The organism is Bacillus sp. NS1 (assembly GCF_058248265.1).
In genome coordinates, this window is the sequence record NZ_JBZAZF010000003.1 from 129021 (window position 1) to 143536 (window position 14516).

The 14516-nt window shown below is 44.3% G+C and carries 13 protein-coding genes, 1 pseudogene and 1 other annotated feature; of the genes and pseudogenes, 8 read left to right on the forward strand and 6 right to left on the reverse strand.

All coding sequences use genetic code 11. From position 1 onward, the window contains the following. The first annotated feature begins 41 nt into the window (after positions 1 to 41). Both motP and motS read left to right on the forward strand, forming a co-directional pair. Positions 42 to 860 carry a flagellar motor protein MotP gene (gene motP, locus AC4CV5_RS11100; protein ID WP_222143424.1) on the forward strand — a complete coding sequence of 273 codons (819 nt, stop codon included), beginning with the start codon at positions 42 to 44 and terminating at the stop codon, positions 858 to 860. Further along, positions 850 to 1576, forward strand: a pseudogene (gene motS, locus AC4CV5_RS11105) (flagellar motor protein MotS). Before motP ends, motS begins: the two are co-directional and overlap by 11 nt. 9 nt (positions 1577 to 1585) lie before the next feature. Here the strand turns inward: motS and AC4CV5_RS11110 are convergent. The 3 genes from AC4CV5_RS11110 to acuA are packed head-to-tail and all read right to left on the reverse strand — an operon-like array spanning position 1586 to position 4052. Further along, on the reverse strand, positions 1586 to 2752 hold the full coding sequence (locus AC4CV5_RS11110) for an acetoin utilization protein AcuC (RefSeq protein WP_166849593.1): 1167 nt from the start codon (positions 2750 to 2752) through the stop codon (positions 1586 to 1588). Beyond that, the gene (locus AC4CV5_RS11115) at positions 2749 to 3393 is read right to left on the reverse strand and encodes an acetoin utilization AcuB family protein (RefSeq protein ID WP_490922763.1); all 645 of its coding nucleotides are present in this window, start codon (positions 3391 to 3393) and stop codon (positions 2749 to 2751) included. The genes AC4CV5_RS11110 and AC4CV5_RS11115 overlap by 4 nt, the downstream gene beginning before the upstream one ends. Positions 3394 to 3419: 26 nt before the next feature. Next, positions 3420 to 4052, reverse strand: coding sequence for an acetoin utilization protein acetyltransferase AcuA (gene acuA, locus AC4CV5_RS11120; RefSeq protein ID WP_064816660.1), 633 nt, complete (start codon positions 4050 to 4052; stop codon positions 3420 to 3422). 159 nt (positions 4053 to 4211) lie between these two features. Between acuA and acsA the strand changes: the two genes are divergently transcribed. The 3 genes from acsA to sr7p all read left to right on the forward strand — a co-directional run bounded on the left by acsA (position 4212) and on the right by sr7p (position 7802). After that, complete coding sequence (gene acsA, locus AC4CV5_RS11125; RefSeq protein WP_166849599.1) at positions 4212 to 5930, forward strand: acetate--CoA ligase; 1719 nt, start codon at positions 4212 to 4214, stop codon at positions 5928 to 5930. Between the two features lie 54 nt (positions 5931 to 5984). Next, positions 5985 to 6222, forward strand: a binding site (T-box leader). A gap of 50 nt (positions 6223 to 6272) precedes the next feature. Continuing rightward, positions 6273 to 7541 (forward strand): tyrosine--tRNA ligase, encoded by a 1269-nt coding sequence (gene tyrS / locus AC4CV5_RS11130; RefSeq protein ID WP_248602100.1) that lies wholly within the window; start codon positions 6273 to 6275, stop codon positions 7539 to 7541. Between the two features lie 132 nt (positions 7542 to 7673). Next, the gene (sr7p, locus tag AC4CV5_RS11135) at positions 7674 to 7802 is read left to right on the forward strand and encodes a small protein SR7P (RefSeq protein WP_261311406.1); all 129 of its coding nucleotides are present in this window, start codon (positions 7674 to 7676) and stop codon (positions 7800 to 7802) included. Positions 7803 to 7823: 21 nt separating this feature from the next. Here sr7p and rpsD read toward each other — a convergent pair whose 3' ends face one another. Beyond that, complete coding sequence (rpsD, locus tag AC4CV5_RS11140) at positions 7824 to 8426, reverse strand: 30S ribosomal protein S4 (RefSeq protein WP_003223474.1); 603 nt, start codon at positions 8424 to 8426, stop codon at positions 7824 to 7826. A 294-nt stretch (positions 8427 to 8720) separates the two neighbouring features. On the opposite strand from rpsD, the gene AC4CV5_RS11145 reads away from it, so the two are divergent. After that, a complete protein-coding gene (locus AC4CV5_RS11145; protein ID WP_373923798.1) occupies positions 8721 to 10460 on the forward strand; it encodes a diguanylate cyclase domain-containing protein in 1740 nt (579 codons plus the stop codon). 37 nt (positions 10461 to 10497) lie between these two features. On the opposite strand, the gene AC4CV5_RS11150 is transcribed toward AC4CV5_RS11145, so the two are convergent. Next, positions 10498 to 10989, reverse strand: a complete 492-nt coding sequence (locus tag AC4CV5_RS11150; RefSeq protein ID WP_014114784.1) for a GAF domain-containing protein — start codon at positions 10987 to 10989, stop codon at positions 10498 to 10500. A gap of 127 nt (positions 10990 to 11116) precedes the next feature. Between AC4CV5_RS11150 and refZ the strand changes: the two genes are divergently transcribed. Then, positions 11117 to 11740, forward strand: a complete 624-nt coding sequence (refZ, locus tag AC4CV5_RS11155; protein ID WP_003223478.1) for a transcriptional regulator RefZ — start codon at positions 11117 to 11119, stop codon at positions 11738 to 11740. Here refZ and hisJ read toward each other — a convergent pair. Further along, the gene (gene hisJ / locus AC4CV5_RS11160) at positions 11737 to 12543 is read right to left on the reverse strand and encodes a histidinol-phosphatase HisJ (RefSeq protein ID WP_222143340.1); all 807 of its coding nucleotides are present in this window, start codon (positions 12541 to 12543) and stop codon (positions 11737 to 11739) included. The genes refZ and hisJ overlap by 4 nt on opposite strands. Positions 12544 to 12739: 196 nt before the next feature. On the opposite strand from hisJ, the gene ezrA reads away from it, so the two are divergent. Continuing rightward, complete coding sequence (ezrA, locus tag AC4CV5_RS11165) at positions 12740 to 14443, forward strand: septation ring formation regulator EzrA (RefSeq protein WP_490922766.1); 1704 nt, start codon at positions 12740 to 12742, stop codon at positions 14441 to 14443. Positions 14444 to 14516: the final 73 nt, after the last annotated feature.

Genomic DNA, 14516 nt, shown 5'->3' on the forward strand with positions numbered 1-14516 from the left:
ACCTCTAAGGTGAATTCTTGCTTTTTTCATGGGGAGAAATGATGAAACGTTTTGATTATCTTACACCTGTTGGTTTTGTGTTAGGAACAATTATTATTGTTATCGGAATTATTTCGGGGTCGGGAGTAAGCGGTTTCCGCTCTTTTCTTGATCTGACCTCTTTCTTTATCGTAACAGGGGGACTTTGCGCCGCTGTTTTTATCAGTTTTCCGCCGAGAGAGCTGAAAAAAGCGCCCTTTGTATTAAAGCAGGCATTTATCCGCCAGGAAGACAATGTGAAAGATCTTGTGAAAACCTTTGTCTCTCTTTCCGATCACGCGCGTAAACACGGGCTTTTATCATTGGATGATCAGGCTCGGGAAATCAAAGATCCATTCTTGAAAAAAGGGCTGCTTTTAGCAATTGACGGCTGGGATGAAGAAACGATTCGGCTTGTCATGGATTCAGAAATCGCAGCAATGGAGGAACGGCACCGCAAAGGACGGCGTGTTTTTGAAAAAGCGGGAGAATTTGCTCCGGCATGGGGAATGATCGGAACACTCGTCGGGCTCGTGCTGATGCTCAAAAACTTAAATGATCCGCATATGCTTGGACCGAATATGGCCGTTGCGCTTCTGACGACCTTATACGGTTCATTGCTGGCAAACATGGTCTTCAACCCGATTGCTGCTAAGCTCGAAGAAAAAACAGAAAGTGAAATCTTCATCAAGCAGGTAATGGTGGAAGGCATTATCGGAATCCAATCCGGAAAAAATCCTCGTAATCTCGAAAGCCAGCTCGTCGTTTTCAGCTCCCGGGAAGAATGGCGGAAGCAGCCAAATCAAGTAAAAACAAAAAAGGGATCTGTACATGAAGCTTAGAAGAGAACGTTTTGACAGAAGGAATCGAAGCGGGAAAAACAGCCAATCATCATCCAACTGGATGGTCACCTTTTCAGATTTGATCACCTTGATCCTTGTGTTCTTTATTTTACTTTTTTCCATGTCCCAAATCGATCTGCAAAAATTTAAAGCGGCAGTCGATTCGATCCAAAAGGAAGGCGGCGGGCTCCAGCCGGACCAAACGTCCATAGAAAAAAAGGCTGCCTCGCCGGCTGAGGCGAAGAAGCAAGAGGATCAGCAGGATCAGCTTCTCAAGAAAGTAAATACATATATAAAAGACAATCATTTGAAGGCCCAAATGACAGCCAAACGGGATGAACGCGGTGTCGTGCTCGTTCTGCAGGAGGCTGTGCTGTTTGATTCAGGTGAGGCAAAGGTACTGAAAAATGCTGAAACACTTCTTCACCAAATTGCCTTTCTTCTTCAAACAATTCCAAATGACATTCAGGTGGAGGGCCATACAGACAGCCGAAACATCTCGACATACCGATACCCGTCTAACTGGGAGCTGTCAGCAGCACGGGCAAGCGGTGTTATTCAATATTTCACATCAAAGGAAAAACTTCCCTCGAAGCGCTTTATCGCTGTCGGTTATGCGGATACAAAGCCTGTAAAGGATAACAAGACAAACGAACATATGAAGGAAAACCGGCGTGTGGAAATCGTCATCAAAAAATAAAACGACCTCTTCGTAAAGGTCGTTTTTATTTTGTTTTCTGCTGCTGCTCGGATCGTATCGCATATAATGCTTTGCTGACGGTTTGCGCATTTTTCTCTGTAATTTCTGGCTTGCGGGGAATCGGAGGATATAAATCGGCTGGATCTCTCCAGCTGGACGGAAGGGTGACGGGGCATTGTTTTTGCCATTTAGCGATCCATTCCGGCGGGATATCGTTTCCTGGATCAATTCCCTTCATTTCAAGCCATATTCTGGCCCAGGCACGGGGCACGACACGCCAAATATCATAGCCGCCGCCTCCCACTGCAATCCATCTTCCTCCGCAATATTGGTGCGCTAAAGTGTGTGCAAGCCGGGGGATTTCTTCGTATATGTTGATTGTTGCTGATAAATGTGTCAGCGGGTCATAGTAATGGGCATCGGCACCGTTTTGGCTGATAATGACATCCGGCTGGAAATAAGCAGCGACTTCGGAAGCTGCTGTCTGGTAAGCCTCTAGAAAAGAATCATCCTCTGTAAAAGCGTCAAGCGGGATATTAAAGGAATAGCCATATCCTTTTCCACTGCCTTTTTCCTGGATCTGGCCGGTTCCGGGGAATAAATACCTTCCTGTCTCATGAATGGACAGCGTGCATACGTCAGGGTTATCGTAAAATGTAAATTGCACACCGTCTCCATGGTGGGCGTCCGTATCAATATAGAGCACTCTTGCTCTGTATTTTTTCTGGATATATTGAATCGTCACAGCGCTGTCGTTGTATATGCAAAACCCTGAAGCTCTCCCTCGAAAGCCGTGATGTAGGCCTCCTCCAAGGTTAGCAGCATGCAGGGCTTGTCCTGACATCACCCAGTCTGCGGCCGTTAAGGTGCCGCCGACTAAGAGTGATGCCGCTTCGTGCATGCCGGCAAAGACGGGTGTATCTTCTGTACCGAGCCCGTAGCTTTCTCCTTCTTCAGCGGGAAGCTTTCCGGCGCCCGCAAGCTTGACCGCCTGGATGTAATCATCCGTATGGACAAGAGCAAGCTCTTCTTCTTCCGCGAGTCTGGGTCTGACAATGTCTCCATCATCAAAGGCATTGATCGTCTTGAGCAAATCGTATGTTAACAGAACCCGCTGCTGATTAAAGGGATGTTCCTGATGAAACATATAGGTTTGATACGATGGAGAATAGATAAATACACTGTCTCTCATAGCAGATCCCTTTGCTCTGACGGCCAGACGACGTGGTGTCCATTTCTTTGTAATTCCTGCAAAAACGGCAGCGGATTCATCGTTTTTACACGGAAGACAAGCACTTTTACACCGTGATCGTCATGCGGATAGACAAGCACGCTTAATATTTTTACTTGGAGGTCTTGGCAAAGGCTGCTGATTTCCGTGAGGCTTTTGGTGATATCGTTTACTTTTATTTCAATTTGCGATCCCGGCTGGTCAGCGCCTGTCAATTTGACAAATGTCCGCAATAAATCCGTTTTCGTCAAAATGCCTATTAATTTTTGATGCTGCACCACTGGAAGGCATCCGATGCCATGCTCGTAGAAAACAGCAGATATTTCTTCGACAAAATCAAGCGGGTGGGCGCAGACGACATCTTTTTTCATAATAGAATCTACGCTTCGTGTGAGAAATCGGCTTCGTTTGCTTTCTTCAAAAATACTCGGGCTGGCCTGTTTCATGTCTCTGTCTGTAATCATGCCAATCACATGGCAGTCTTCATCTACGACAGGCAGATGCCTGATATGGAATTCCTTCAGTTTGCATATTGCTGTTTCAAGCGTATCCGTCTTCGTTAATGTAATGACATCCCTTTTCATGATTTGTTCAACAATCATTATTTTTTCCCCTTTGTCAGTGTCAGTTAATACATAAAACGATGATAAAAACGGAGCCTGTCAAATTGTTCAATTGATTCTTGGCTGACGTTTTTTCCGATGCGTGCCATCAGGCAGTTTGCAGGGTGGGAGCTGATCTCAGGCTCATCCGTCGCAAACCAGACCAATCCGCCTGCATTCATCATCTTCTCCATGAGCTTTCTGTATTCCCACACATCTTTTTTCATCCCTTTTAAATCCCAATGCCAGTAATATTCCGTCGTCATTACGATATAGTTTTCCATTTGCTCATCCATCATGCTGACGGTTAGAAGCGTCTTTCCGACAGAACATCCCCGATAGGCTGGCGCCACCTCAATGGCCCCGAGCTCAAGCAAATCCTCCATATTTCCTTCAGACCATCTTTCGAGCGGGTCAGGATATAAATACGTCACATAGCCGATAATCGTTCGGCCGTCTCTGGCAATGATAATGCGCCCTTCGGGAAGGCCGGCAATGTCGACTAGCGCTTCATGCTGCTCACGGGGCGGGCGAAATGCGGTTAAATCGTTATGAAACTCGTAACCTGCCAAATCCTCTGGAGAGACAGGCCCTTCTATCAGTAAGGAGCCGGTTGCTGTTTTGATGTTTGCTGAATGGTATGTTTTATGATGTTCCACTGATCCACCGTCCCATCAATTCTTATAAAAATACATGCCTTCTTTAAGAATAACAAATTATAAAGCGTTTTCAACATGGTTTATATTTTAAAAATTGAGAAGAATATGAATATATACTATAATAAATGTGACAACTTCAGCAAAGGGGGATGTTTGGGCATGAATTTGAAAGCGTTACCAGCAGTGGAAGGGGATCATCATTTAAAAAATTATGAAGAAACGTACCGGCATTTTGATTGGGCCGAGGCAGAGAAACATTTCTCCTGGCATGAGACAGGGAAACTGAATGCGGCGTATGAAGCGATTGACCGCCATGCCGAATCGTTTCGAAAAAACAAAGTAGCGCTTTATTATAAAGACGCAAATCGGGATGAAAAATACACTTTTAAAGAAATGAAGGAAGAATCAAACAGAGCCGGGAATGTGCTGAGACGGTATGGAAATGTGGAAAAAGGGGACCGCGTTTTTATTTTTATGCCGAGATCACCCGAGCTTTATTTTATTATGCTTGGCGCCATCAAAATTGGCGCCATCGCTGGGCCGCTGTTCGAAGCATTTATGGAGGGGGCGGTGAAGGACCGGCTTGAAAATAGCGAAGCGAAGGTTATTGTCACAACGCCTGAGCTGCTGGAGAGAATACCGGCTGACAAACTGCCTCATTTACAGCATATATTCGTAGTCGGCGGAGAGGCTGAGAGCGGCACAAACATCATCAGTTATGATGAAGCAGCTGAGCAGGAAAGCACAAGACTGGATATCGAATGGATGGACAAAAAAGACGGCTATCTGCTTCACTATACATCTGGTTCTACTGGAACGCCAAAGGGTGTGCTTCATGTCCATGAAGCGATGATTCAGCAATATCAGACAGGGAAGTGGGTTCTTGATTTAAAGGAAGAAGACATTTACTGGTGCACAGCTGACCCGGGCTGGGTGACAGGTACGGTATACGGCATTTTTGCACCGTGGCTGAACGGAGCGACAAATGTCATCGTCGGCGGCCGTTTCAGCCCGGAAAGCTGGTATGGAACGATTGAAAAGCTTGGCGTCAATGTCTGGTACAGCGCGCCGACCGCGTTTCGAATGCTGATGGGAGCGGGAGATGAGATGGCTGCGAAATATGATCTAACCTCACTCCGGCATGTGCTCAGTGTCGGTGAACCGTTAAATCCAGAAGTCATCAGATGGGGGCATAAAGTCTTTAACAAACGAATCCATGATACATGGTGGATGACAGAAACGGGCAGTCAGCTCATCTGCAACTATCCTTGCATGGATATTAAACCGGGCTCAATGGGTAAGCCGATTCCCGGTGTGGAGGCAGCAATCGTTGACAATCAGGGCAACGAGCTTCCGCCGTACAGAATGGGCAATCTCGCCATTAAAAAGGGCTGGCCTTCCATGATGCATACCATTTGGAATAACCCTGAAAAGTATGAATCGTATTTCATGCCGGGTGGCTGGTATGTCTCTGGGGATTCTGCTTACATGGATGATGAGGGATATTTTTGGTTCCAGGGCAGAGTCGATGACGTCATTATGACGTCCGGTGAGCGCGTCGGCCCATTTGAAGTGGAAAGCAAACTTGTCGAGCACCCGGCCATTGCAGAAGCAGGCGTAATCGGAAAGCCTGATCCGGTACGGGGAGAAATCATTAAAGCCTTTATCGCACTCCGAGAAGGATTTGAGCCGTCTGATAAACTGAAAGAAGAGATCCGTCTATTTGTGAAGCAGGGTCTTGCAGCCCATGCGGCACCGCGTGAAATTGAATTTAAAGATAAGCTTCCAAAAACCCGGAGCGGAAAGATCATGAGACGTGTGCTGAAGGCGTGGGAGCTCAATCTGCCGGCTGGAGATCTGTCAACGATGGAGGATTAAAAGGCGACGTTGACACGGGATTTTATTTATGTTAAAAATGATATAGCTTCATATGAAAAGGTAAAGATTGAGACAAGTAGAATATCCTTACGTTCCAGAGAGCTGATGGCCGGTGAAAATCAGCACAGACGGATATATCGAATACACTCATGAACCGCTTTTGCAAACAAAGCCGGCCAGGCTTTCAGTAGTGAAAGAACGGACCTGATCCGTTATCAGGCAAAGTGATAAGACGAATGTTTTGCATTCTCTTATTAGTAGGGTGGTACCGCGATAATCAATCGTCCCTTCGTGTAAACGAAGGGGCGTTTTTTATTTTAATTAAAAAAGGAGCTTTATCTTATGACAAACTTACTTGAAGACTTATCCTTCCGCGGATTGATTCAGCAAATGACGGATGAAGAAGGATTAAATAAACAGCTGAATGAAGAAAAAATCCGCCTGTACTCAGGCTTTGACCCGACAGCAGACAGCTTGCATATCGGACACCTGCTGCCTATTTTAACACTTCGCCGTTTCCAGCTTGCGGGGCATCATCCAATTGCGCTTGTGGGCGGCGCGACGGGCCTCATTGGCGATCCGAGCGGAAAAAAAGCGGAGCGTACATTAAACACTGCTGACATCGTATCCGAATGGTCCCAAAAAATTAAAAACCAGCTGTCCAGATTTTTAGATTTCGATGCAGCAGAAAATCCTGCTGTCATTGCGAACAACTTTGACTGGATCGGCAAAATGAATGTGATCGACTTCCTTCGTGATGTCGGTAAAAACTTCGGCATCAATTACATGCTGGCAAAAGACACGGTCAGCTCAAGAATTGAATCCGGCATTTCATACACGGAATTCAGCTACATGATTCTTCAATCTTATGATTTTTTAAATCTGTACAGAGATAAAAACTGTAAGCTGCAAATCGGCGGAAGCGATCAGTGGGGAAACATCACAGCGGGTCTTGAACTGATCAGAAAATCAGAAGAAGAAGGAGCAAAAGCGTTTGGCCTTACCATTCCGCTTGTCACAAAAGCAGACGGCACGAAGTTCGGAAAAACGGAAGGCGGCGCTATCTGGCTTGATAAGGAAAAAACATCGCCGTATGAATTCTATCAATTCTGGATCAACACAGATGACCGTGACGTTGTCAAATACTTAAAATACTTTACGTTCCTATCAAAAGAAGAAATTGAAGCATACGCTGAAAAAACAGAAACGGCGCCTGAAAAGCGTGAAGCGCAAAAACGCCTGGCAGAAGAAGTGACAGCGCTCGTTCATGGACGTGATGCGCTGGAGCAAGCTATCAACATCTCCCAAGCGTTGTTCAGCGGCAATATTAAAGAGCTTTCCGCCCAAGACGTTAAAGTCGGCTTTAAAGATGTTCCATCTATGGAAGCTGACAGCAGCCAAGAGCTTTCACTTGTAGATGTATTGGTGCAATCTACATTATCTCCATCTAAACGCCAGGCCCGTGAAGACATCCAAAACGGAGCTGTTTATATTAACGGTGAACGCCAGACGGAATTGAATTATATCTTATCGGATGAAGACCGCATCGAAGGCCAATTTACGGTCCTGCGCCGCGGGAAGAAAAAATACTTCCTTGTGACATATAAATAAACAAAAAAAGATCCTTTGCCGCTAGGGTAAAGGATCTTTTTTTGTTTAGCGCATAGGAATGACAGGAAAAGAGTATATTAGATAGGGCAAACACGATCAATCACCACCTTTTAACAGAAAGGAGCGCTCACCGTGAATCTCATGTTTACGATTGCAAAAGAAAGGCTTCAGCGGGATTATTGGGAGCAGCAGGCGCGAGATAGTGTTGGCCAGCAAGAGGCAAATGACGAAACAGACGATAAAAAAACCCCGACCGCATAGCGGCAGGGGTTTTTAAAACGATTAACGAGAGTAGAACTCAACGATAAGCGCTTCGTTAATTTCCGGAGCAAGTTCAGAACGCTCAGGAAGACGAGTGAAAGTACCTTCAAGCTTTTCAGCATCAAAAGTAAGGTATTCAGGAACGAAGTTGTTCACTTCAACAGATTCTTTGATGATAGAAAGGTTTCTTGATTTTTCGCGAACACCGATTGTTTGACCAGGTTTTACTTGGTAAGACGGGATGTCAACGCGGCTTCCGTCTACAAGAATGTGACCGTGGTTAACCAATTGGCGAGCTTGACGGCGAGTACGTGCTAAACCTAGCTTGTACACAACGTTATCAAGACGAGAATCTAAAAGAATCATGAAGTTTTCACCGTGTTTACCAGCTAGTTTGCCAGCTTTGTCAAACAAAGTGCGGAATTGGCGTTCGTTTACACCGTACATGTGACGAAGCTTTTGCTTTTCTTGCAATTGCAAACCATATTCTGATAATTTTTTACGTTGTCCTGGACCGTGTGGACCTGGAGCGTAAGGGCGTTTTTCTAATTCTTTTCCTGTACCGCTAAGAGAGATTCCTAGACGGCGGGACAGTTTCCAAGATGGACCTGTATAGCGAGCCATAATGTGACTCCTCCTTTGGTTTTATTTTTGTGGAAAATAAAAACCGTCTGCTCTATTCGACCATGTACATTTTGTTTTCATGTATCCTCGCTCCAGCAGCAGAGAGTTACACGATACACCTTATGGATAAGGAACAAAATGAAAACATAGAAGCTGAACAAAAAGGCTGCAATATTTCACACAAAGGTCATTATATAATTTATTTGTTTTGAAGTCAACCATTCCTCCATTGTTGCTTTGCCGTTTATGATATAATAAACAAAAATTAGTGGTAAACTCTTAGGTGATAAAAACATGGTAGAACAAACAAAAGAACAATTATCCGCCTTTCATTATCATATGCTCGATTTTTTGCTAACCAAATCTGAAAAAGTCTCATTCACCGACTCATTACTATGGCTGACTTCGGCTATTCAAACCTATTTTTCATCCCTTTGTGTTTCGCTTACACCGTCACCATCTGACTCTGCTGCAAACCTGGCAGATGAAGAATTACGTTTTTCCGCTTCGAAAATAAACGCTTCATTTTATATGATTGAGGACGGCTCCGGCAGACGCTTTCATCTTACATGCAGGCAGGATGGAGAGATTCCTGAAGGGCTTCCGGACGTGGTTGCTTCATTTTTAAACCAGTCAATGAAACAGGAAAGACTCTATATCAAAACGATCTATCAAAAAAAGATATACAAAATGACAGAGCTGTTCCATTCACTGCTTGATCAGACAGAGGTGCTGAAGCAGCTTTTAGAAAGCTTGACACGCACGTTTTCTCTTTTTGAGTTTTCATTGTTTATTTCGCACGACCAAGATCAATGTTTAGGTGTTCCCGCAAAAGAGCTGTATATGGAAGGGGAAAAATCCGATTCCTTTGCTCTCAAAGTATACTTGTCTGGGGATACTTTGCGGAAAAATGAATCTGCCGCCTACATTCCGATTAAAGGACAGCAGGGAACGTACGGGGTGTTGATGGCTGAAGGAACGGGCGGCAGTTTTATTACTGACGTCTACCTTGATGAAATGTCGCTGATAGCAAACGCTGCGGGAAAAGCGTTTGAAAATGCCCAGCTCTATGAACAATCCAAAGCAAGCATCTCGAATTTGGAATTGATCAATGAAACGACACGCCGCCTGAATCAGCGGCTGACACTGCCCGATACGATGAATGATCTGGCTGTAAGAATGGCAGAATCGTTTCAGGCTGAAGAAGTGGGGTTTTTTCATATAGACCATTTTGAAAAGCTAACATTGCTCCCCGGAAGCACAGCGTTTTTTAAAGAAGAGAAGCCACCTGATTTTTATCATGAGTTGAAGGAAAAGCTGTATGAAGGTGAAAAAGGGGTTTTCATCGGAAATGGCCAGTCTGTTTTTGGAAAGGCCGGCTACGGCTCGCTGATGGCCGCTCCGATGATTGAGAATGACAGGCTTTTAGGCTTTGCGGTTTTATTGAAGCAGGAACTGTACGCTTTTACATTTGAAATGTACAAGCTGTTTCAAGCGCTGATTCATCACACAACATTGGCTGTAACCAACTCAATGCTCCGCGACCGCCTTGAGCATCTCGTGAAAACAGATCAGCTGACTGAACTGTATTCAAGGGTGTACTTAGATGAAAAAATTCAATATAGCATGAAAATCCACCCAAAGGGTGTCTTTATTCTTGTTGATATTGATAATTTTAAGAATGTAAATGATACGTACGGTCATCAGACTGGGGACGAGATTTTAATTCAAGTCGCTTCGGTGATTAAATGCAACATCCGCAAGCATGATGTAGGCGCCCGCTGGGGAGGCGAAGAGCTGGCCATTTATTTGCCGAATGTATCGGTTGCGGTGGGTAAACGGATTACTGAGCGATTGGTTTATGCGGTCAGAAAAAACACGAAACCCGAGGTGACCATTTCATGCGGTATCTCCTGCTGGACGGCAGAAACAAGAAAGTCTCTGAAAGAGCTTGTGCATGAGGCTGATGAAGCGCTCTACAGCGCAAAACGAAGCGGGAAAAACCGCTTGATGATTCACGAATCAATAAAATAAAAAAAGCCCAAAACAATATCAGTTTTGGGCTTTTATATTACTGTGCTAACGCTTTTTCAAGCGTTTCGGCAAATTGTGATAGATATTTTTCATCAATTTCGTCGAAACGGTTTTTCACTGGGCTGTCGATGTCCAAAACACCGACAACTTTTCCGCCTACATGAATCGGAAGCACAATTTCTGATTGAGACGCTGCATCGCAGGCGATATGTCCTGGAAACGCGTTTACATCCTCAACACGCTCCACTTTTCCGTTTGCATACGCTGTGCCGCAAACGCCTCTGCCGAAAGGAATCCGAACACATGCCGGCAGACCTTGGAACGGCCCTAACACAAGCTGCCCATCCTCTTCTTTGGCAAAATAGAAACCCGCCCAGTTGACTTCAGGCAAAGAATGATACAGAAGCGCTGAGGCATTTGCATAGTTTGCAATTTGATCTGTTTCGTCTTCGGTCATGGCTTCGAGCTGTTTTAGCAGAAGCTGATAGTCTTTTTCTTTATCTCCAGATTGTTTTTCGACATGGAACATGGAAAACCCTCACTTTTACTATAATATAAAACAAAATTCCGGCTTTTCTGCCGGCATTTGTCGATAAGTTCTTACAGGAACAGTGGCCTTCTGCTTGAATAGTAATCAAGAGGAAGGAGTGAGCCGTATGAAAGTAAGCACCAAAGACAAAATTATTGAATCTGCTGTCATGCTCTTTAACCAAAAAGGATTTTCTGGCACGTCTGTCCGTGAAATCGCCAAGTCAGCTGATGTAAATGTTGCGCACATCTCCTACTATTTTAAAGGTAAAGGAGGTTTGATGGAACACTTAGTTTCAGAGTTTTACGAAGGCTACAGCAAAACGCTTGAAACAGCGGCAGGCAATATCTCTTCTCAAAGCACGCAGGAACAGCTTCTCCAATTGGTTTTCGATATTTTATCCTATCAGCATAATCATCGTCAATTAACTCGTTTTGTCTACCGGGAAGTCACGATTGACTCCACGTTAATCAGGGAAATTATGTCGACATATCTAATGAAGGAAAAGTATATCTTCCAGCTTATCATTGAGGAAGGAGAAAAACAGCGTGAACATTTAACGCTGCCGCTGCCCCATTTTATTCTCCAATTAAAATCTCTCTTAATGATGCCATATCTCCAGCCTCAATATATTTCAGAAGTACTCTACATGCAGCCGCATGAGCCGTATTTTTATAAAATGTATTTTGAAGAAATCAAAATTTGGATCAGGAGCGTCTTCCGGACAGGAGACGTGGCGCTTATCAATTAGCACCGCTCCAAAAACGTCTCATATGCGTATCCGACATCTCCCGCTTGATGGGCATCAGACCCAAACACAAGCGGGATTTTCTTTTGCTTCGCTTCATTCAGCATCCAATCCTCGATATAAATGCCGCCAGCGTACATTTTTCTTAAGCCGGAAGTATTGAAGTCGAGCTCCATTCCGTTTTCTTTAATGGCACTCAGGCACTGAGAAACGAATTCGCGAATATGTTCAGACATGCTGTATGGAAACAGCTTGATGAATTTTTGAATAAGTGTGATATGACCGACTCTTTTTGGCTTATAAGAGCCGAGAGATGCTACAATGGAAGAATAGATGCTGCGGTAATACTGTTCATATACAGCTTCAATGCTCCCGCAGGCTGAAATCAGCTCCTTAAATGTATGCTCATCATAATCAAGGCACAGATAGGAAGAACCCGCGCGCAAAAAATGAACGGATAAGATGCTGTCATCTAAGTATGGACCGTATGTGTCCAGAAATAATTTGATTTCGTCTTCAAATTCAGCAATATAATCGACCTCAAGCCCCGTCTGTATGGTAAGCTGTCCGCGATATTCTTTTTTTAATCCGGAAATTTCATTGATATAGCGCTCCAGAGAGGCTTGTGCCATCGCGCTGTCTTTCAGCGGTGTTGGATCAGTAAAAGAGGGCGGCAATGGGGCGTGTTCGGTAAAAGTAATCGAATCAAAGCCTTTTTTTATGGCTTCTTCTGCATATTGTCTGAGTGTGTCATTTGAGCCGTGAGGGCAAAATGGTGTGTGAATATGTCCGTCTCGCTTTTGCATTGGCGTCACCCCATGAAAAAATAGTCAAATCCTGCCGATTTTGCACAAAAAGTTTTTGATTTCTGGTCAAAAAATGTTGGTTACATGGTATCATAATAACAATGAAAACGACAGTTTTTCTCAATACATATCCTGAAATCTTTCTGAATAAATAAAACACCCTGACAGATTAAGGTTAACAGCAAGGGGGCTCATTATGGAGTTTGTCATTGGATTATTAATTGTACTGCTTGCGCTGTTTGCGGCAGGCTACTTTTTCAGGAAAAAAATCTACGCCGAAATTGACCGGCTGGAATCGTGGAAGATTGAAATTCTAAACCGGTCGATTGTGGAAGAAATGTCCAAAATTAAACATTTGAAAATGACGGGTCAGACAGAAGAGTTCTTTGAGAAGTGGCGTGAAGAATGGGATGAGATTGTCACAGCCCACATGCCGAAAGTTGAAGAGCTCCTTTATGATGCCGAGGAAAATGCAGACAAATACCGTTTTAAAAAGGCCAATCAAGTGCTCGTTCATATCGACGACCTGCTGACTGCGGCGGAATCGAGCATTGAAAAGATTCTTCGCGAAATCAGCGACCTCGTTACAAGTGAGGAAAAGAGCCGTGAAGAGATTGAACAGGTGAGGGAACGTTATTCAAAATCGCGAAAAAACCTGCTGGCTTACAGCCACCTTTACGGGGAGCTTTATGAAAGCCTTGAAAAGGATCTTGACGAAATTTGGAGCGGAATCAAACAATTTGAAGAAGAAACAGAAGGCGGAAACTATATTACTGCACGAAAAGTGCTGCTTGAGCAGGACCGCAATCTTGAACGGCTTCAGTCATACATAGATGACGTGCCGAAGCTGCTAGCTGACTGCAAACAGACGGTGCCAGGCCAGATTGCAAAGCTCAAGGACGGCTATCGCGAAATGAAAGAGAAAGGGTATAAGCTTGAGCATATCCAGCTTGATAAGGAATTAGAAAATCTGTCAAATCAACTGAAACGGGCGGAGCATGTCTTGATGACTGAGCTGGATATTGATGAAGCGTCCGCAATCCTGCAGCTCATAGACGAAAATATCCAATCTGTTTATCAGCAGCTGGAGGGCGAAGTCGAAGCCGGCCAATCTGTGCTAAGCAAAATGCCTGAATTGATCATTGCTTATGACAAGCTGATAGAAGAGAAAGAGGATACAAAGGCGGAAACTGAGCTGGTGAAGGAAAGCTACAGACTGACAGCTGGCGAGCTTGGCAAGCAGCAGGCTTTTGAAAAGCGCCTTGATGAAATTGGCAAGCTGCTCTCATCCGTTAAAGATAAGCTCGATGCAGAGCACGTCGCCTACTCACTTTTAGTAGAAGAAGTTGCTTCCATAGAGAAGCAGATTGAAGAAGTGAAAAAAGAGCATGCAGAATATCGTGAAAAGCTGCAAGCACTGAGAAAAGAAGAGCTTCAGGCGAGAGAGACGCTCAGCAATCTGAAAAAAACAATTTCTGAGACGGCAAGACTGCTGAAGACAAGCAATATCCCAGGCATTCCGAGTCACATTCAAGAGATGCTAGAAAACGCGTATCATCACATTCAAGAAACAGTCAATCAACTAAACGAACTTCCATTAAATATGGAAGAAGCCGGAGCCCATTTAAAACAAGCAGAGGATATCGTCAACAGGGCAAGCCGGGAATCAGAGGAACTTGTCGAGCAGGTGATCCTCATTGAAAAAATCATTCAGTTCGGAAACCGGTTCAGAAGCCAGAATCATATTTTATCTGAACAGCTGAAAGAAGCGGAAAGACGTTTTTATGAATATGATTACAGTGAAGCGTATGAAATTGCAGCAGCTGCAGTTGAAAAAGCCGCACCAGGTGCTGTCCGCAAAATAGAATCACAAAAGGCAAATGTTCATCAATATCAATAAAGTGTAAAAAGGCCGAAGCATAAGTGCTCGGCCTTTTATATGTATTCAGCATATAAAAAAGCCTTATTGGATG

Bases quoted from the DNA above. Each gene is read 5' to 3' on its own strand.
- tyrS (WP_248602100.1), top strand. From the start codon at position 6,273: ATGACAAACTTACTTGAAGACTTATCCTTCCGCGGATTGATTCAGCAA.
- AC4CV5_RS11115 (WP_490922763.1), bottom strand. From the start codon at position 3,393: ATGATTGTTGAACAAATCATGAAAAGGGATGTCATTACATTAACGAAG.
- hisJ (WP_222143340.1), bottom strand. From the start codon at position 12,543: ATGCAAAAGCGAGACGGACATATTCACACACCATTTTGCCCTCACGGC.
- AC4CV5_RS11145 (WP_373923798.1), top strand. From the start codon at position 8,721: ATGGTAGAACAAACAAAAGAACAATTATCCGCCTTTCATTATCATATG.
- refZ (WP_003223478.1), top strand. From the start codon at position 11,117: ATGAAAGTAAGCACCAAAGACAAAATTATTGAATCTGCTGTCATGCTC.
- ezrA (WP_490922766.1), top strand. From the start codon at position 12,740: ATGGAGTTTGTCATTGGATTATTAATTGTACTGCTTGCGCTGTTTGCG.
- rpsD (WP_003223474.1), bottom strand. From the start codon at position 8,426: ATGGCTCGCTATACAGGTCCATCTTGGAAACTGTCCCGCCGTCTAGGA.
- motP (WP_222143424.1), top strand. From the start codon at position 42: ATGAAACGTTTTGATTATCTTACACCTGTTGGTTTTGTGTTAGGAACA.
- AC4CV5_RS11150 (WP_014114784.1), bottom strand. From the start codon at position 10,989: ATGTTCCATGTCGAAAAACAATCTGGAGATAAAGAAAAAGACTATCAG.
- AC4CV5_RS11110 (WP_166849593.1), bottom strand. From the start codon at position 2,752: ATGAGAGACAGTGTATTTATCTATTCTCCATCGTATCAAACCTATATG.
- acsA (WP_166849599.1), top strand. From the start codon at position 4,212: ATGAATTTGAAAGCGTTACCAGCAGTGGAAGGGGATCATCATTTAAAA.